Origin of the sequence: Streptomyces caeni, assembly GCF_042678285.1 — a bacterium.
Lineage (GTDB): Bacteria > Actinomycetota > Actinomycetes > Streptomycetales > Streptomycetaceae > Streptomyces > Streptomyces caeni.
The window spans coordinates 13818-30564 of sequence record NZ_JBHUDX010000023.1; the positions used below are offsets into that span (position 1 = coordinate 13818).

Here is a 16747-nt window from a genome sequence, read left to right on the forward strand (position 1 = left end):
TCCGTGCGCCCTGCCGCCGCCACGCCTCCGGGAGGACCCGTGTCCCGCACCGCCCTGCGTATCTGTCCGCTCTGCGAGGCCACCTGCGGGCTGACGCTGACCCTTGAGGGCACCCGTGTCACCGGCGCCCGCGGCGACCGTGACGATGTGTTCAGCAAGGGGTTCGTCTGCCCCAAGGGCGCCTCCTTCGGGGCCGCCGACTCCGACCCGGACCGCCTGCGCACACCCCTCGTGCGTCGAGACGGGGAACTGCGCGAGGCCACCTGGGAGGAGGCGTTCGACGCCGTCGCCGCCGGGCTGCGGCCCGTCGTGGAGCGGCACGGACCCCATGCCGTCGGGGTCGTCCTCGGCAACCCGAACGTGCACACGATGGCCGGCGCCCTCTACCCGCCGCTCCTGCTCGCGGGCCTGCGCACCCACAGCGTGTTCACGGCCTCCACGCTGGACCAGATGCCCAAGCACGTCTCCAGCGGGCTGCTGTACGGAGACGCGGGCGCCATCCCCGTGCCCGACCTCGACCGCACCGGCCACCTCCTGCTCATCGGCGCCAACCCGCTGGAGTCCAACGGGAGTCTGTGCACGGCGCCCGACTTCCCCGGAAAGCTGAAGGCGCTCAGGGCCCGCGGCGGCACCCTCACCGTGATCGACCCGCGCCGCACCCGTACCGCCCGGCTCGCGGACCGGCACATCGCGATCCGTCCCGGCACCGACGCCCTGCTGCTCGCGGCGATGGTGCACGTCCTCTTCGAGGAGGACCTCGTCGACCTCGGGGACCTCGCCCCGCATGTGCAGGGGATGGGGGACCTGGCCGCGGAGGCACGGCACTTCACCCCCGAAGCCGCCTCCGCGGCGTGCGGCGTCGAGGCGGACACCATCAGGGGCCTCGCCCGCGCGCTCGCGGCCGCGCCCACCGCCGCCGTCTACGCACGCATCGGCACGTGCACCGTTCCGCACGGCACCCTGGCCAGCTGGCTCGTCGACGTGCTCAACATCCTCACCGGCAACCTCGACCGGCCCGGCGGTGTTCTCTTCCCGCTGTCGGCCACCGGCAGATCCCCGCGTCCCGCCGGGCCCGGACGCGGCTTCGCGCTCGGACGCTGGCACTCGCGGGTGCGCCGGCACCCCGAGGCCAAGGGGGAACTGCCGATCGCCGCGCTCGCCGAGGAGATCGACACCGCCACCGACGAGGGCAGCCCGGTGCGCGCCGTCATCGCCGTCGCCGCCAACCCCGTGCTCTCCGCGCCGGACGGAGACCGGCTCGACAAGGCGCTCGGCGCGCTGGACTTCATGGTCAGCGTCGACCCGTACCTCAACGAGACCTCACGCCACGCACACGTCGTGCTGCCGCCGCCCCCGCCCTCCCAAGCCGCCCACTTCGACTTCGCCTTCAACTCCCTGGCCGTGCGCAACCAGGTCCGCTACACCCGCGCCGCGGTCCAGCAGGAGCCGGGCCTGATGGCGGAGACCGAGATCCACGCGCGGCTGATCCTCGCCGCGACGGGCCTGCACGGCGCCGCTCCGGACACCGTGGACGCCATGGTCGTCGAGCAGACCCTCGGCAGGGCCGTCACCGAGGCGCACTCGCCGGTCCACGGCCGCGATCCGCGTGAACTGGCCGCCCGCCTCGGCGGCGAGAACGGTCCCGAGCGGCGGCTCGACATGATGCTGCGCCTCGGCCCGTACGGCGACGGGTTCGGTGCCCGGCCCGACGGGCTCACCCTGGAGAAGCTGCTCGCCCATCCGCACGGGATCGACCTCGGCCCGCTCGGGCCCCGCCTGCCGCAGCCGCTGAAGACCCCCAGCGGCAAGGTGGAGCTGCTGCCGGGACCGATCGCGGACGACCTGCCGCGCCTGAGGCGGGCCCTGGGCGAGCGCGCCGCCGGGCTCGTGCTCGTCGGGCGGCGCCATCTGCGCTCCAACAACAGCTGGTTGCACAACGTGCCCGCGCTGACCGGCGGTTCCAACCGCTGCACCCTGCACCTCCACCCCGACGACGCCGAGCGGCTCGGGCTCGCCGACGGCGCGCAGGTACGAGTAGGGGGCGCCGGGGGAGCGGTGACCGCGCCCGTCGAGGTCACCGACGGCATCCTGCCCGGTGTGGTCAGCCTTCCGCACGGCTGGGGCCACGACCGGCCCGGCACCCGGATGAGCCATGCCGCCCTGCACCCCGGCGTCAACGTCAACCAGCTCCTCGACGGCAGCCTGCTCGACCCCCTGTCGGGCAACGCGGTCCTCAACGGCATACCCGTCGAACTGACCCCGGTGGCCACGAACTGAACCGAAGCGTCCGCTTTCTCGCCGTGCGAGACCGGACGCCCGATCGTGTCATGTCTCTTCCTCCGGGCGCGTGCCGTCCGTCAACTTCCGTGACCCACGGTCCCGTACGACCCGCACGGGACGGCCGGCCGCGCAGTACCAGCGGTTCCTGTGAGCCCCGGGGACACCCATGCCACGTGCCATCTCCCTGCGCCAGGTCGGCAAGTCCTGCACCCGCGGCGTCCGCGTGGTGGAGCGGTTGTCGCTGGACATCCGCCCCGGCGAATTCCTCGTCCTGGTCTTTGGACATCCGGGGTCTTCGGTGGTGGGGTCGCGCACGCACGGCGTGCGAGGGAGGAGGGACGTGCACGCGGTCTGAGAGCGCTCTCGGACGTGGAGGCCGGGGAGGTCTCCCCGGGCCGTCAGCACGCTGTGCAACAGATCCCCACCGGAAGGTTCGCGCACGGGAGGCGGAAGTGCCGGTCGATGCGAGATGACGGATATGGCCGCTCGTCTTCGCGCCTCGGCGAGGTGGACGAACCTCTTTCCGGGGGCGCTCCCAGACCTGGCGCGGCAAAACTAACACCGCTAGTTTGGTCTCGATCGCCCGTACGGGGGCGCGGACGACGCCGCCCGGCCCAGGAGGAAGACGATGCAGGCACACGACGGCATGTACATCGACGGCGCGTGGCGCGCGGCCACGGGCCCGGACGTGATCGAGGTCGTGAACCCGGTCGACGAACAGGTCATCGGCCGTGTCCCCGCGGGCACCGTCGAGGACATCGACGCCGCGGTGCGGGCGGCCCGTGCCGCACTCCCGGCCTGGGCGGCCACCGCGCCGGCCGAACGCGCCGCGCGCCTGACGGCCCTGCGGGACGCGCTCGTCGCCCGCAAGGACGAGATCGCCGGGACCGTGACGGCCGAGCTGGGCTCGCCGCCTTCGTTCTCGCAGTCCGTCCATGTGGGCCTGCCGATCCTGGTCACGGGCTCGTACGCCGAACTGGCCGCGACGCATGCCTTCCAGGAGGAGGCCGGCAACTCCGTGATCCACCACGAGCCGGTCGGCGTCGTGGGCGCCATCACCCCCTGGAACTACCCGCTCCACCAGATCGTCGCCAAGGTCGCCCCGGCCCTCGCGGCGGGCTGCACGGTCGTCCTCAAGCCCGCCGAGGACACCCCGCTGACCGCCCAGTCGTTCGCGGAGGCGGTGCACGACGCGGGCGTTCCGGCCGGCGTGTTCAACCTGGTCACCGGCCTCGGCCCGGTCGCCGGCCAGGCGCTCGCCGAGCACGAGGGCGTCGACATGGTCTCCTTCACCGGCTCCACGGCGGTGGGCAAGCGGATCGGTGCGACGGCCGGGGCCGCCGTGAAGAAGGTCGCCCTGGAACTGGGCGGCAAGTCCGCGAACGTCATCCTGCCGAGCGCCGACCTCGCCAAGGCGGTGAACGTCGGCGTCGCCAACGTCATGTCCAACTCCGGCCAGACCTGCAGCGCGTGGACGCGGATGCTGGTGCACCGGGACCGGTACGAGGAGGCGGTCGGGCTCGCCGCGGCGGCCGCCGGAAAGTACGGGGACCGCATCGGCCCGGTGGTGAACGCCAAGCAGCAGGCGCGCGTGCGCGGGTACATCGAGAAGGGTGTGGCGGAGGGCGCCCGGCTGGTCACCGGCGGCCCGGAATCCCCGCACGAGCGGGGCTACTTCGTGCGGCCCACCGTCTTCGCCGACGTGACCCCCGAGATGACCATCGCCCAGGAGGAGATCTTCGGACCCGTGCTCTCGATCCTGCGCTACGAGGACGAGGAGGACGCCCTGCGGATCGCGAACGGCACGGTGTACGGGCTCGCCGGCGCCGTCTGGGCGGGCGACGACGCGGAGGCGGTCGCCTTCGCGCGGAAGCTGGAGACCGGGCAGGTCGACATCAACGGCGGGCGCTTCAACCCCCTTGCTCCGTTCGGCGGCTACAAGCAGTCCGGGGTGGGCCGCGAGCTGGGCGCGCACGGGCTCGCCGAGTACCTCCAGACCAAGTCCCTCCAGTTCCAGGAGCGTTAGCCAGATGATCCGTGCCGCTGTCCTGCCCGCCGTCGGTGCCCCGCTGGAGGTCACCGGGATCGAGCTGCCCGAGCCGGGCCCCGGCCGGGTCCGGGTCCGGCTGGCTGCCGCCGGGGTGTGTCACTCCGACCTGTCCCTGTCCGACGGCACCATGCGGGTGCCGGTGCCCGCCGTCCTCGGCCACGAGGGGGCGGGGACGGTGGTGTCCGTGGGGGAGGGCGTCACCCATGTCGCGCCCGGCGACGGGGTCGTCCTCAACTGGGCGCCGTCCTGCGGGAGCTGCCACGCCTGCGCGCTGGGCGAGGTGTGGCTGTGCGCCAACGCGCTGACCGGGGCCGGCGACGTGTACGCCCGCCGCGCCGACGACGGCACGGATCTGCATCCCGGTCTGAACGTGGCCGCGTTCGCCGAGGAGACGGTGGTGGCGGCGTCCTGTGTGCTGCCGGTGCCGAACGGCGTGCCGCTGACCGACGCGGCCCTGCTGGGCTGCGCGGTGCTCACGGGTTACGGGGCCGTGCACCACGCGGCGCGGGTACGGCCGGGGGAGACGGTGGCCGTGTTCGGCGCCGGCGGGGTGGGCCTCGCGACGCTCCAGTCGGCACGGATCGCGGGCGCGGAGCGCATCATCGCCGTGGACGTGTCCCCGGAGAAGGAGGAACTGACGCGGCGGGCGGGAGCGACCGACTTCGTCCTCGCCTCCGACGCCACGGCCCGCGAGATCCGCGCCCTCACGGACAAGCAGGGAGCCGATGTGGCGGTGGAGTGCGTGGGACGCGCGGTCAGCATCCGCGCGGCCTGGGACTGCACGCGCCGCGGCGGCCGTACGACGGTCGTCGGCATCGGCGGCAAGGACCAGCAGGTCGTGTTCAACGCCCTGGAGATCTTCCACTGGGGGCGCACCCTCTCGGGCTGCGTCTACGGCAACAGCGACCCGGCGCGCGACCTGCCCGCGCTGGGTGAGCACATCACGGCCGGCCGCCTGGACCTGGGCGCCCTGGTGACGGAGCGGATCTCCCTGGAGGGCATCCCTGCGGCGTTCGAGAACATGCGGGCCGGGAAGGGCGGCCGCGCGCTGGTGGTCTTCTAGGAGGCCGCACTGCACCGCGCCGTACTGCACTGCGCCGCACTGCGCCGCGCCGCGCCGTACTGCACCGTACTGCGCCGTACTGCACTGCGCCGCGCCGCACTGCGCCGCACCGCGCCGCGCCGCGACTGCGACCGGTCCGGGCGGCCGGGGTCCACGGCGCGCCCGTGCTCTTCTTCGCCGACCGGTGCGGGCAGGGCCCGGCGATCGCAATCATCTGCGTCAGGGCTCCGGCGGCAGGTGCCCCGGCGGTCAGGGCGGCGCGTCCGCGCTGGGCGTGCGGACCTCAGGCCCGCTCGCGCTCGGGCCGTGGCCGCGGAGCCGGCCCCTCGGCCGCGGCCCCGCGCCGGAGCGACGCGGCGCGCGGCCGCGACCGGGACACCGCCACCCCGGCCAGGCACAGCAGGCCGCCTCCGAGCGTCAGCGGCCCGGGCACCTCGTGAAGGAACAGCCACGACATCAGGACCACCAGCGCGGGCACGGCGTACGTCGTCGCGCCCATCCGGCTCGCGGTCGTGCGGGCCAGGGCGTACGCCCACGTCGTGAAGGCGAGCGCGGTCGGGAAGACGCCCAGGTAGAGCATGTTGAGCGTCGCGGGCAGCGGCGCGCCGGCGGCGTCGTGCACCAGCTGCCCCGCGAACGGCAGACACGCGACGGCACCGACGAGACACCCGAACGTCGTCACCTGCAGCGCGCTCGCCGCGGCCAGGGCCGGCTTCTGCGCGACGACCCCGAACGAGTAGGCGGCCGCGGCGAGGACGCAGAGCACGACCCCGAGGACCGACGCCCCGCCTCCGCCGGACATCGACAGCCCTACGGCCACCGCCCCGGCGAACGACACCGCCATTCCCGTCAGGAGCCGGGGCGGCATGGCGTCGCCGAGCAGTCGCGCGCTCAGCAACGCGATCAGGATCGGCCCGATGTTGACCACCAGCGCGGCCGTCCCCGCGTCCACCTGCTGCTCGGCCCAGTTGAGCGCGACCATGTAGAACCCGAACCACAGCACACCGGATATCGCGATGCCCCGCCACGCGGTACGGGGCGGCAGGCCCTCCCGCCGAACGGCCCACAGCAGTCCGAGCGCGACCGCCCCGGACAGCAGGCGCCCCAGGGCCAGCGCGCCCGGCGCGTAGGCGGCGCCCGCGCTGCGGATCGACACGAAGGCGGAGGCCCAGAGCACCACGGTGACCGTGGCCGCGCCCGCGGCGAGCAGATCGGCGCGACGGGCGGAACGGGGCGAGGAGGCGTTCATCATGCTCCACAGGCTAGGAACGGGGCGGATCGAGGGCTTGCGGTTTTGCGACGTCGAGAGGGGGACCGTACGGCAGAGGCAGAGGCAGAGGCAGAGGCAGAGGCAGAGGCAGAGGCAGAGGCAGAGGCAGAGGCAGAGGCAGAGGCGCCCCCGGACCGTGAGCCTGCCGCCGGGATCAGCGCAGTGCCGCAGCCTCGATGCCGAGGAGCTCGGCCGGCGAGCGTTCGCCCGCCGCCGTGACCTTCACGGCCCGCTCGGAGCCGATGCGCACGCACCAGCCCGCGTCCAGGTCATGCCGGCACAGGGCCGCGCCCGCCACGCCCGCGAGGATGGTGGCGGTGCTCGGTCCAGTCGATGCAGGCACGGGCCAGTGGGCGGCGGCTCCCGCGGTCGAGCGTGTTGCCGGCGGCGTCGAACCACCGCAGGCCCGCGTCCGTGAGCGCCCCCGTCTCCCGGCGCAGCAGTCCGCGCGCCACCCGCGTGCCGGGCCGGCTCACCCGCGGTCCACGCCCGTCCGTCGAGCAGCGCCGGCAGACAGGCGGCCCGTGTCTCGTCGGCGATCAGGCCGGCGAACGCCGCGAGGCCGGGTGTCTGACGGTCCCGGGCCCGCGTCCGGCCCCTGTTCCCGGTGGTCATGCCTCCCAGCACGGAGCGCGCACGCCTCGGCGCCCACCGAACGATGCCGACCCGGCCTACGCGCCCGCTCCGAGCCGCTCGTACTGGCGCTCCAGCCCGTCGAGCAGTGCCGTCAGCCCGGTCTCGAAGGCCCGTTCGTCGATCTTCTCCTGCTGTTCGGCCAGGAGGTGGGCCTGGCCGAGGTGGGGGTAGTCGGCCGGGTCGTACGCGGTCCGGTCGTCGACGAAGCCGCCGGCGAACGAGCCGAGCGCGGACCCCATGACGAAGTAGCGCATCAGCGCGCCGATGGAGGTGGCCTGCGCCGGCGGCCAGCCCGCCTCGACCATGGCGCCGTACACGGCGTCGGCCAGGCGTAGCGCGGCCGGGCGGCGGCCGGGGCCGCGGGCCAGGACGGGCACGATGTTCGGATGGTCCCGCAGGGCCCTGCGGTAGGAGACCGCCCAGTCGCGCAGCGCGGTCCGCCAGTCCCGGCCGTCCTCGAACATCGACAGGTCGACCTGTCCGCTGACGGAGTCCGCCACCGCCTCCAGGATCTGGTCCTTCGTGCGGAAGTGGTTGTAGAGGGACGGACCGCTGACCCCGAGTTCGGCGGCGAGCCGGCGTGTCGAGACGGCCGCGAGGCCCTCCGTGTCCACCAGCGCCCGGGCCGTGTCGACGATGCGGTCGGTGCTGAGCAGGGGCTTGCGCGGTCGGGCCATGGCGCACATAGTAGGGCTGCGGAGTGAAACTAGCAGTGCTAATTTAAATGTGCGGGATTCAAAGACTTCCCTTGGGGTGACGTGCCGTGAACCTGGAGCTCAGCGAGGAGCAGGCCGCCGTGCGGCGACTGGCCGAGGACTTCGTGAACCGCGAGATCGCCCCGCACGTCGTGACCTGGGACCGGGCCGAGGAGGTCGACCGGTCGATCGTCAAGAAACTGGGCGAGGTCGGCTTCCTCGGGCTCACCATCGACGAGCGCTACGGCGGGTCGGGCGGCGACCACCTCGCGTACTGTCTGGTGACCGAGGAACTGGGCCGCGGAGACTCCTCCGTGCGCGGCATCGTGTCCGTCTCGCTCGGCCTGGTCGCCAAGACCATCGCCCACTGGGGGAGCGAGGAGCAGAAGCGGCGGTGGCTTCCGGGGCTCACCTCCGGCGAGTACGTCGGCTGCTTCGGCCTCACCGAGCCGGGCACCGGGTCCGATGCGGGCAACCTCACCACGAGGGCGGTCCGCGACGGTGGGGGAGGGTACGTGATCAACGGCGCCAAGACGTTCATCACGAACGGCACCTGGGCCGATGTCGTGCTGCTCTTCGCCCGCTCCACCGACGCCCCCGGCCACAAGGGCGTCTCCGCCTTCCTGGTGCCGGCCGACACGCCCGGTCTGACCCGCCGCGCCATCCACGGCAAGCTCGGACTGCGCGGCCAGGCCACCGCAGAGCTCGTCCTCGAGGACGTCCGGGTGCCCGCCTCCGCGATGCTGGGGCCCGAGGGCAAGGGGTTCTCCGTCGCGATGTCCGCGCTCGCCAAGGGGCGCATGTCGGTCGCGGCCGGCTGTGTCGGCATCGCCAGAGCGGCCCTGGACGCGGCCGTCCGGTACGCCGGCGAGCGGGAGCAGTTCGGCGGGCCCATCGCCCGCCACCAGCTCGTCCAGGAGCTCATCAGTGACATCGCCGTGGACGTGGACGCGGCGCGGCTGCTGACCTGGCGGGTCGCCGACCTGATCGACCGCGGTCTGCCCTTCGCCGTCGAGTCCTCCAAGGCCAAGCTCTTCGCGTCCGAGGCGGCCGTCCGTGCCGCGAACAACGCCCTCCAGGTGTTCGGCGGCTACGGGTACATCGACGAATACCCCGCGGGAAAACTCCTGCGCGACGCCCGGGTGATGACCCTCTATGAGGGCACGAGCCAGATTCAGAAACTACTGATCGGGCGCGCGCTGACAGGGGTTTCGGCCTTCTGAGCCCGCAGCGCCGGTTGCGCCGGGGCCGGCGGCGGTCCTCGCCGGACACGACCCGCCCGGGAAGCCCGGGAGCGCGTTTCCGACGCGGTCCGGCGGGCTCTCTAAGCGCTCGCTCACCTTGGGGGGTATGGTGTTCGTCCTGCCGGTGGAAGGGGCGAGCGATGAGTACGGCGGAGGAGACGGCCGACGACGGGATGCAGCCGTGGGCGGAGGTCACCCCTGACGCGGCGCGGCGGCTGCTCGTCGCCGCCGTCGAAGCCTTCGCCGAGCGTGGCTACCACGCCACGACGACCCGCGACATCGCGGGCCGCGCGGGCATGAGCCCGGCCGCGCTCTACATCCACTACAAGACCAAGGAAGAGCTGCTCCACCGCATCAGCCGGATCGGGCACGAGAAGGCCCTGGAGGTGCTGCGCACCGCGGCGAAGGGCGAGGGGAGCGCCGCCGAGCGGCTCGCCGAGGCCGTGGCGTCCTTCGTCCGCTGGCACGCGGCGCAGCACACCATCGCGCGGGTCGTCCAGTACGAACTGGACGCGCTCGGCCCCGAGTCGCGCGCCGAGATCATCGCCCTGCGCCGCCAGGTCGACGCCGAGGCGCGCGGGATCATCGAGGACGGCGTGGCGGCGGGCGAGTTCGACGTGCCCGACGTGCGCGGCACCACCCTCGCCGTGCTCTCGCTCTGCATCGACGTGGCGCGCTGGTTCCGGGTCGACGGCCCGCGCACCCCCGACGAGGTCGGCGCGCTCTACGCCGACCTCGTGCTGCGCATGGTGGGGGCGCGGCCGCAGCCGTCGTCCACGGCGGCTCAGACGTAGTACCGCGACACCGACTCGGCCACGCACACCGGCTTGTCGCCGCCCTCGCGCTCCACGGTGAAGGCGACGGTCACCTGCACCCCGCCCGGCACATCGTCGACGCCCGTGATCGTCGCGGTGGCCCGCAGCCGGGAGCCGACCGGGACCGGGGCGGGGAAACGGACCTTGTTCGTCCCGTAGTTGACACCCATCTTCACGCCCTCGACGTGGATCAGCTGCGGCCCGAACAGCGGGAGCAGCGACAGCGTGAGATAGCCGTGCGCGATGGTGGTGCCGAAGGGGCCCGCGGCCGCCTTCTCCGGGTCCACATGGATCCACTGGTGGTCGCCCGTGGCATCGGCGAACAGGTCGATCCGCTTCTGGTCGATCTCCACCCAGTCGCTGTACCCCAGTTGCTCGCCCACCGCCGCCTTCAGCTCGTCGGCGGACGTGAAGGTCCTCGGCTCTGCCATGTCCCGGCCTCTCGCGTCACGAAGTCACCATATCTAAGCAACTGCTTAGCATGGTCGGGTGCGGGGCGCATGTCAACGGACCGGGAGGGTGACGTGGTCGGTAGGCTCCGAGGGATGCCCCAGATCACCGAGAAGATCCATGAGCTGACCGTCGGCCAGCTGTCCGCCCGCAGTGGCGCCGCCGTCTCCGCCCTGCACTTCTACGAGTCGAAGGGCCTGATCAGCAGCCGCCGCACAGCGGGCAACCAGCGCCGCTACCAGCGCGACGCGCTGCGCCGGGTCGCCTTCGTACGCGCCGCGCAGCGCGTCGGCATCCCGCTGGCCACCATCCGCGAGGCGCTCGCCGAGCTCCCCGAGGAACGGACGCCGACCCGGGAGGACTGGGCCCGGCTCTCGGCGGCCTGGCGCTCCGAACTCGACGAGCGCATCAACCAGCTCAGACGGCTCCGCGATCACCTCACGGACTGCATCGGCTGCGGCTGCCTGTCCCTGGAGGCCTGCGTCCTGTCCAACCCGGACGACGCCTTCGGCGAACGCGGATCGGGCTCGCGGCTGCTGGCGGGGGCCGGCTCCGCACGGCGGCGAGGCAGGCCGGAGCCGCGCGGGGCGGCCGGGGACTGCCGCTGAGCGGTCCCCGGCCCCGGGCGGTCTTGCCCTTGCGTGTGAGATACGCGGGGCTGACCGCCTTGGCGATCGCCCTGCCGCCGGTCACCGGGCTGTGGCGCTCGGTGACCGGGCGGATCACCACACCCTCGCGCAGATGCAGCCCGCGACCGGAGACCGTCTCGCGCCCCGAGGAGAACTCCAGTACGCGTCCGATGTCGTACGGTCCCTCGTACAGCCGCGGCACCAAAGGCAGCTCGCCCTCCAGCAGAGCCCGCGCGTCCAGCCACCGCAGCGCCCCGTCGATCTCCGCGGCCACGTCGAAGACCGCGAACCCGAGCGTGTCGCGGCGGCCGTCGGCCCCGTACGTCAGGTCCTGGACCCCCGCCCCGTACACCTCGCCGAAGATCCCCACCCGGCGCGCGCCGAGCCGGACGGCGAGCCGCGCCGCGGCCTCGGGGACGCCGTGGCCGCGCACCGCCCGCCAGTACAGGTTGCGCGGATCCTCCACGAGCGCCAGGGACCTGGCGCCGAATCCCTTCGAGGAGACGAGCACCCGGTCCCCGTCCGCGACATACGTGAGCAGGCACGCCGAGCCGTGCAGCTTCTCGGTCAGGACCACCGGCTCACCGGGAGCGAAGACGTCCGGACGGCGCTGGACGTTCTCGATGTCGACCCAGGGCAGCAGGTCGGGCGCGGACTCGACCTCGCCGTTCATGGTGGGCGGGATCGGCGGCACCCACTTCGTGATGCCCAGCGCCTCCGTGAAATCGGTGCCCTCGGCGGCGGCCCGCGCGAGGTCGACTCGCGCCAGCGCCCCGGGGCGGCACACGATGCCCTGGGACAGCTCGCCGCGCAGCCGGACCGCCTTGACCCGGTCGGACCCGCTGCCCGCCAGCCGTCCGGTCAGCCCCAGCTCCTCGATCAGCTCCGGCGGCAGCACGGACTGCTCGGGAATGTAGACGGCGGTGTCACCGGTGCGGTACTGGCCCTTCGCGACGACGGCTCGGTACAGGCCCACCTGGGCCAGTTCGAGCGCGTCGGCGTTGGGATGCTCATGGACGGTCAGCACTTCGGCGGTGACGCGCAGCGTCGACATCGGGACTCCTCGGGTTGCTCAGCCGTGTTTCACCGCCCCCAACTGTCCGTGTGTGAAAAGTGTGGAGCGAGCGGATTTGCGGCTGGTGGCGTCGTGCCCTTCCTTCCCCCTAGGCACCTTCCCCCTGGGCCGGCCGCCGGGTCCGGCGGTACTGGGCCAGGCCCTCCCTCACCAACTGGGCGTTCGACTCGGCTCGTTCGCCGTCCGGCATGAGCAGTGTGTCCTCCAGGCCGATGCGGGCCGCCAGACCGAGGCGCCCGGCGAGGCGCAGCACCGGCCAGGCGCCGGTCCCCTCGCCGTGCAGCAGCACCGGGAGCCGGGACAGGACGCCGCCGAGGTCGGACAGCAGGGCGCGCGCCGTCTCCTCCGCGGTGTCGGGGTCCGGATCGGTCACCTCCGCGAGGACCCGCAGCACCTGCGGGCGCAGCGGGGACGCCGTGAACCGTGCCGCCCCGTCAGTGCCGGACCAGATGCCGGCCTCCACCCCGATTCCGCGGGCGATCAGCGCCGCCGCGACCGACTCCGCGCCCGGTTCGTGCCAGTTGACCGACGCGTGGTCCGGCAGCACCGTCCATGCGCGGATGCGCTCCACCCGCGCGGCCGGGTCGGGCTCGGCCCAGGCCCCGGTGGTCACACCGACGGGGACGGCGACGCGCGCCCGTATCTCCCCGAGGGCGGCCGCGACCGCCCTCGCCGACAACGTGTCCCGGCCGCATGGCGTCTTGGGATGGACATGGACGTCCGACGCCCCGGCCGCCACGGCGGCTGCCGCCGACTCGGCCATCGCGCCCGGCGACATCGGCACGGCCGCGCCGTCGGCCGCTCCCCGCGTACCGTTCACACACACCTGCACCATGGCGTCCAGGGTGCCGGACGCCACCGGCAACGGGGGGTGCGGCATCCCCCGGCGCACCCCCGCGCCCTCAGGCCGACACCAGCAGCCGAGCGCGCCTGGCCTCCGCCAGGGCCTCGGGTGTCAGCACGGGCCGCGGCACCACGATGCCGCAGCCGGTGCAGACCGGGCCGGACGACGGTTCATGGGCCAGGTCGTGCTTCCAGACCAGGCGGTCACCGGCGCACACCGGGCAGGCCGAGCCCGGCTCGCGCTCCAGTGCGGCGATGAGCCGGCGCAGCACCTCGGCCAGTGGCCCATGAGGGTGAACGCGAGGATCGTCGCACCAGGCGACCCCGAATCCGCCCCAGGTCAGCCGGTGCCAGTCGTCCACGCTGCCCGGCCTGCGCAGTCCGTCGTGCTTCTCCCTCCTGCGGCGTTCGGTGAACTCCGTCTCGTAGGCGAGCCAGACGGAACGGGCCTCCTCCAGCTCGTCCAGTGCGGCCACGAGCCGCGCCGGATCGGGGGAGCGGTCCTCGGGACCGAACCCGGCCCGGGAACACAGATGGTTCCAGGTCGCCCGGTGCCCGTAAGGCGCGAACTTCTCAAGGCACTTGCGCAGTGAGTAGCGCCGTAGTGCCAGATCGCACCCGGGATCTCGCACCTGTCTCGCCAGACTTCGGAAACCGGCCATCGCCCTGCACCTCCGTCACACCTGCACCTGTACTGCGGTCACTCCGGCGTCGTCGTACGGACGTCGCCGAATAGACGTATCGACAGGCGATCCGGCTCCATCCGTCTTTCGGTGATCTTCATTCTCCGCCTGCCGAACCATTGAAAAAGTGACGCATGTTCAACTTCAATCGCGGGGATACCAAGCGGTAACGTCCGCCTGCCCCCACTCCGTTCGGGAGGAGCCGCCATGCCATGGCGCACCCCACGCAACGCTCTGGACAGACTGAGAACTCCCCGCAGATTTCCGAAGTTCCTCAAGGCCGCCGCCATATGCACCCTCGTAGGCGGTCTTCTGTCGCCGCTCACCCAGGCGGCGGCCGCCACGACGGCCACGAACGACTACTGCGGCGGCCAGTGCTCCGACATCCTCCCGCCCGGTGAGAACGGCAACGCCACCCTCGCCGACATCCTGCTCCACCAGGTGTTCGGCACCCAGCCCGCCCACGCCGAGGACCAGCTCGGCCCCTACGCCAACCTGGCGAAGGGCTACTCCTCGCTCACCGACGCGAAGATCAACGACTTCTTCAACGACGCGTCCTTCGGGGTCCCGTCCGACCAGGTCGCCTCCACCGAGAAGCCCGCCGGGCGCAACGACGTGACGATCGTCCGCGACAAGAAGACGGGCGTCCCGCACATCACCGGCACCACCCGGTACGGCACCGAGTTCGGCGCCGGCTATGCCGCGGCCGAGGACCGGCTGTGGCTGATGGACGTCTTCCGGCACGTCGGACGCGGCGAGCTGACGTCGTTCGCGGGCGGTGCGGCCGCCAACCAGGGCCTGGAGCAGGAGTTCTGGCGCAACGCGCCCTACACCGAGGCCGAGCTGCAGGCCCAGATCGACCGCGCGGTGGCCGGCGCCGGCGCCCGCGGCCAGCAGGCCCTCGCCGACGTCAACGCCTATCTCGCCGGCGTCAACGCCTACATCGACGCCTCCGACAGCGGCCTCTACTTCCCCGGCGAGTACGACCTGACGGGCCACAAGGACCCCATCACCAACGCCGGCACCATCGAGCACTTCAAGGTCACCGACATGGTGGCGCTCTCCTCCGTCATCGGCGCGCTCTTCGGCTCCGGCGGCGGCGGCGAGGTCAACAACGCCCTGTCCCTGCTCGCCGCCCAGTCCAAGTACGGCGTGGAGGAGGGCACCAAGGTCTGGGAGTCCTTCCGCGAGCGCAACGACCCCGAGGCCGTCCTCACCATCCACAACGGCGAGAGCTTCCCGTACGTGCCGAAGCCCGCGAGCGCGCAGGGCGAGGCGCTGCCCGACGCAGGCTCGGTCACCCGGGAGCAGCTCGTATACGACCGCACCGGCAGCGCGGCCACCGCCAGTGCCGCCGACACCTCCGCGACGGCCGCCACCACCGCGCTGACCTCCGCCAAGCGAGGCATGTCCAACGCCCTCGTGGTGAGCGGCAAGCACACCGCCAGCGGCCACCCGATCGCCGTCTTCGGCCCGCAGACGGGCTACTTCGCGCCGCAGCTGCTCATGCTCCAGGAGATCCAGGGCCCGGGTATCAGCGCCCGCGGCGCCTCCTTCGCGGGCCTGAGCATGTACGTCGAACTGGGCCGCGGCCAGGACTACTCGTGGAGCGCCACGAGCTCCGGCCAGGACATCATCGACACCTACGCGGTCGAGCTGTGCCAGGACGACTACCACTACCTGTACCACGGCACCTGCACCGCCATGGACAAGGTCGAGCGGACGAACTCCTGGAAGAAGACCCTCGCCGACTCCACCCCGGACGGCTCCTACACCATGCGGGTGTGGCGCACCAAGTACGGGCCCGTGGAGTACCGCGCCACGGTCGGCGGCAAGAAGGTCGCCTACACCACCCTGCGCTCGTCCTACCTGCACGAGACCGACTCGATCATCGGCTTCCAGATGCTGAACGACCCGGACTATGTCAAGGGCCCGCAGGACTTCCAGAGCGCGGTGCAGCACATCAACTACACGTTCAACTGGTTCTACGCCGACTCGCAGCACACCGCGTACTACAACAGCGGTGACAACCCGGTGCGCGCGAGCGGCGTCGACGCCGAGTTCCCGGTGTGGGCGCAGGCGGCGTACGAATGGAAGAACTGGGACCCGGCGGCGAACACGGCGGACTACACGCCGTCGTCCGCACACCCCAACTCCATCGACCAGGACTACTACGTCTCCTGGAACAACAAGATCGCCAAGGACTACGCGGCCGGATCCTGGGGCGAAGGCTCCGTGCACCGCGGGGACCTGCTGGAGGACCGGGTGCAGAAGCTGGTCGCGGCCGGCGGGGTGACCAGGGCGTCGCTGACGAAGGCGATGGCGGACGCCGCCCTCGCCGATCTGCGCGCCGAGGACGTGCTGCCGAAGCTGCTGAAGGTGATCAACAGTTCCCCGGTGACCGACTCCACGGCAGCGGCGGCGGTGGACAAGCTGTCCGCCTGGCTGTCGGCGGGCGCGAAGCGCACGGAGACCTCGGCGGGTTCGAAGACGTACGCCGACGCCGACGCGATCCGCGTCCTGGACGCCTGGTGGCCGCTGCTGGTCAAGGCCGAGTTCGAGCCCGGTCTCGGTACCGGCCTGTACACGGCGCTGACCGCCAACCTGCCGGTCGACGAGTCCCCGTCGGCCGGGCACGGTCCGACCGGCGGGCACGCCGGAAGCGCCTTCCAGTACGGCTGGTGGAGCTATGTCGACAAGGACATGCGGGCGGTGCTGGGCGAGACGGTGCAGGGTCCGCTGGCGCGGACGTACTGCGGCGGCGGCAGCCTGGCCTCCTGCCGGGACATGCTGATCACCACGCTGAAGGGCGCCGCCGGCAAGACCGCGTCCCAGGTCTATCCCGGCGACGACCAGTGCTCGGCCGGTGACCAGTGGTGCGCCGACGCGATCGTCCAGCGCCCGCTCGGCGGCATCAAGCACGGCAAGATCAGCTGGCAGAACCGGCCGACCTTCCAGCAGGTCGTGGAGTACACCTCACACCGGTAGGTCAGTCCCCAGCGGCGGCGGGCCGG

At 72.5% G+C, this 16747-nt stretch carries 13 protein-coding genes and 2 pseudogenes; 8 read left to right on the forward strand and 7 right to left on the reverse strand.

The genetic code is table 11. The features are described 5' to 3' along the window. The first annotated feature begins 39 nt into the window (after positions 1–39). The 4 genes from ACFSL4_RS09610 (at position 40) to ACFSL4_RS09625 (ending at position 5393) form a co-directional block, all read left to right on the forward strand. Positions 40–2277, forward strand: coding sequence for a molybdopterin oxidoreductase family protein (locus ACFSL4_RS09610; protein WP_381080599.1), 2238 nt, complete (start codon positions 40–42; stop codon positions 2275–2277). Positions 2278–2446: 169 nt separating this feature from the next. Further along, positions 2447–2635, forward strand: coding sequence for a hypothetical protein (locus tag ACFSL4_RS09615; protein WP_381080689.1), 189 nt, complete (start codon positions 2447–2449; stop codon positions 2633–2635). Positions 2636–2908: 273 nt separating this feature from the next. Beyond that, on the forward strand, positions 2909–4306 hold the full coding sequence (locus ACFSL4_RS09620; protein WP_381080601.1) for an aldehyde dehydrogenase family protein: 1398 nt from the start codon (positions 2909–2911) through the stop codon (positions 4304–4306). A 4-nt stretch (positions 4307–4310) separates the two neighbouring features. Then, on the forward strand, positions 4311–5393 hold the full coding sequence (locus ACFSL4_RS09625) for a Zn-dependent alcohol dehydrogenase (protein WP_381080603.1): 1083 nt from the start codon (positions 4311–4313) through the stop codon (positions 5391–5393). A 283-nt stretch (positions 5394–5676) separates the two neighbouring features. On the opposite strand, the gene ACFSL4_RS09630 is transcribed toward ACFSL4_RS09625, so the two are convergent. From ACFSL4_RS09630 to ACFSL4_RS09640, 3 genes and pseudogenes are all read right to left on the reverse strand, one after another. Continuing rightward, on the reverse strand, positions 5677–6645 hold the full coding sequence (locus tag ACFSL4_RS09630) for a DMT family transporter (RefSeq protein WP_381080605.1): 969 nt from the start codon (positions 6643–6645) through the stop codon (positions 5677–5679). Positions 6646–6817: 172 nt separating this feature from the next. After that, positions 6818–7278, reverse strand: a pseudogene (locus ACFSL4_RS09635) (hypothetical protein). A 56-nt stretch (positions 7279–7334) separates the two neighbouring features. Then, the gene (locus ACFSL4_RS09640; protein ID WP_381080607.1) at positions 7335–7976 is read right to left on the reverse strand and encodes a TetR/AcrR family transcriptional regulator; all 642 of its coding nucleotides are present in this window, start codon (positions 7974–7976) and stop codon (positions 7335–7337) included. Positions 7977–8062: 86 nt separating this feature from the next. Here ACFSL4_RS09640 and ACFSL4_RS09645 point away from each other — a divergent pair, with 86 nt between their 5' ends. Beyond that, positions 8063–9217, forward strand: a complete 1155-nt coding sequence (locus tag ACFSL4_RS09645) for an acyl-CoA dehydrogenase family protein (RefSeq protein WP_381080609.1) — start codon at positions 8063–8065, stop codon at positions 9215–9217. A 161-nt stretch (positions 9218–9378) separates the two neighbouring features. After that, on the forward strand, positions 9379–10032 hold the full coding sequence (locus ACFSL4_RS09650; protein ID WP_381080611.1) for a TetR/AcrR family transcriptional regulator: 654 nt from the start codon (positions 9379–9381) through the stop codon (positions 10030–10032). Here the strand turns inward: ACFSL4_RS09650 and ACFSL4_RS09655 are convergent. After that, the gene (locus ACFSL4_RS09655; protein WP_381080613.1) at positions 10023–10484 is read right to left on the reverse strand and encodes a MaoC family dehydratase; all 462 of its coding nucleotides are present in this window, start codon (positions 10482–10484) and stop codon (positions 10023–10025) included. The two genes, ACFSL4_RS09650 and ACFSL4_RS09655, sit on opposite strands and share 10 nt — an antisense overlap. A gap of 114 nt (positions 10485–10598) precedes the next feature. On the opposite strand from ACFSL4_RS09655, the gene soxR reads away from it, so the two are divergent. Then, positions 10599–11111 carry a redox-sensitive transcriptional activator SoxR gene (gene soxR / locus ACFSL4_RS09660; protein ID WP_381080615.1) on the forward strand — a complete coding sequence of 171 codons (513 nt, stop codon included), beginning with the start codon at positions 10599–10601 and terminating at the stop codon, positions 11109–11111. 19 nt (positions 11112–11130) lie between these two features. On the opposite strand, the pseudogene ACFSL4_RS09665 reads toward soxR, so the two are convergent. The 3 genes and pseudogenes from ACFSL4_RS09665 to ACFSL4_RS09675 form a co-directional block, all read right to left on the reverse strand. Next, positions 11131–12186: pseudogene (locus ACFSL4_RS09665) on the reverse strand (RNA ligase (ATP)); the annotation flags it as partial. A gap of 109 nt (positions 12187–12295) precedes the next feature. After that, positions 12296–13042, reverse strand: a complete 747-nt coding sequence (locus ACFSL4_RS09670) for a 3-keto-5-aminohexanoate cleavage protein (RefSeq protein ID WP_381080685.1) — start codon at positions 13040–13042, stop codon at positions 12296–12298. Between the two features lie 67 nt (positions 13043–13109). Next, on the reverse strand, positions 13110–13712 hold the full coding sequence (locus tag ACFSL4_RS09675) for a hypothetical protein (protein WP_381080617.1): 603 nt from the start codon (positions 13710–13712) through the stop codon (positions 13110–13112). 228 nt (positions 13713–13940) lie between these two features. On the opposite strand from ACFSL4_RS09675, the gene ACFSL4_RS09680 reads away from it, so the two are divergent. After that, on the forward strand, positions 13941–16721 hold the full coding sequence (locus ACFSL4_RS09680; protein WP_381080619.1) for a penicillin acylase family protein: 2781 nt from the start codon (positions 13941–13943) through the stop codon (positions 16719–16721). Positions 16722–16747 lie beyond the last annotated feature (26 nt).

What these genes read in the sequence shown, in the direction of transcription:
- ACFSL4_RS09615 (WP_381080689.1), top strand. Translation starts at nt 2,447, where the DNA reads ATGCCACGTGCCATCTCCCTGCGCCAGGTCGGCAAGTCCTGCACCCGC.
- ACFSL4_RS09620 (WP_381080601.1), top strand. Translation starts at nt 2,909, where the DNA reads ATGCAGGCACACGACGGCATGTACATCGACGGCGCGTGGCGCGCGGCC.
- ACFSL4_RS09625 (WP_381080603.1), top strand. Translation starts at nt 4,311, where the DNA reads ATGATCCGTGCCGCTGTCCTGCCCGCCGTCGGTGCCCCGCTGGAGGTC.
- ACFSL4_RS09630 (WP_381080605.1), bottom strand. Translation starts at nt 6,645, where the DNA reads ATGATGAACGCCTCCTCGCCCCGTTCCGCCCGTCGCGCCGATCTGCTC.
- ACFSL4_RS09640 (WP_381080607.1), bottom strand. Translation starts at nt 7,976, where the DNA reads ATGGCCCGACCGCGCAAGCCCCTGCTCAGCACCGACCGCATCGTCGAC.
- ACFSL4_RS09650 (WP_381080611.1), top strand. Translation starts at nt 9,379, where the DNA reads ATGAGTACGGCGGAGGAGACGGCCGACGACGGGATGCAGCCGTGGGCG.
- ACFSL4_RS09655 (WP_381080613.1), bottom strand. Translation starts at nt 10,484, where the DNA reads ATGGCAGAGCCGAGGACCTTCACGTCCGCCGACGAGCTGAAGGCGGCG.
- soxR (WP_381080615.1), top strand. Translation starts at nt 10,599, where the DNA reads ATGCCCCAGATCACCGAGAAGATCCATGAGCTGACCGTCGGCCAGCTG.
- ACFSL4_RS09670 (WP_381080685.1), bottom strand. Translation starts at nt 13,042, where the DNA reads ATGGTGCAGGTGTGTGTGAACGGTACGCGGGGAGCGGCCGACGGCGCG.
- ACFSL4_RS09675 (WP_381080617.1), bottom strand. Translation starts at nt 13,712, where the DNA reads ATGGCCGGTTTCCGAAGTCTGGCGAGACAGGTGCGAGATCCCGGGTGC.
- ACFSL4_RS09680 (WP_381080619.1), top strand. Translation starts at nt 13,941, where the DNA reads ATGCCATGGCGCACCCCACGCAACGCTCTGGACAGACTGAGAACTCCC.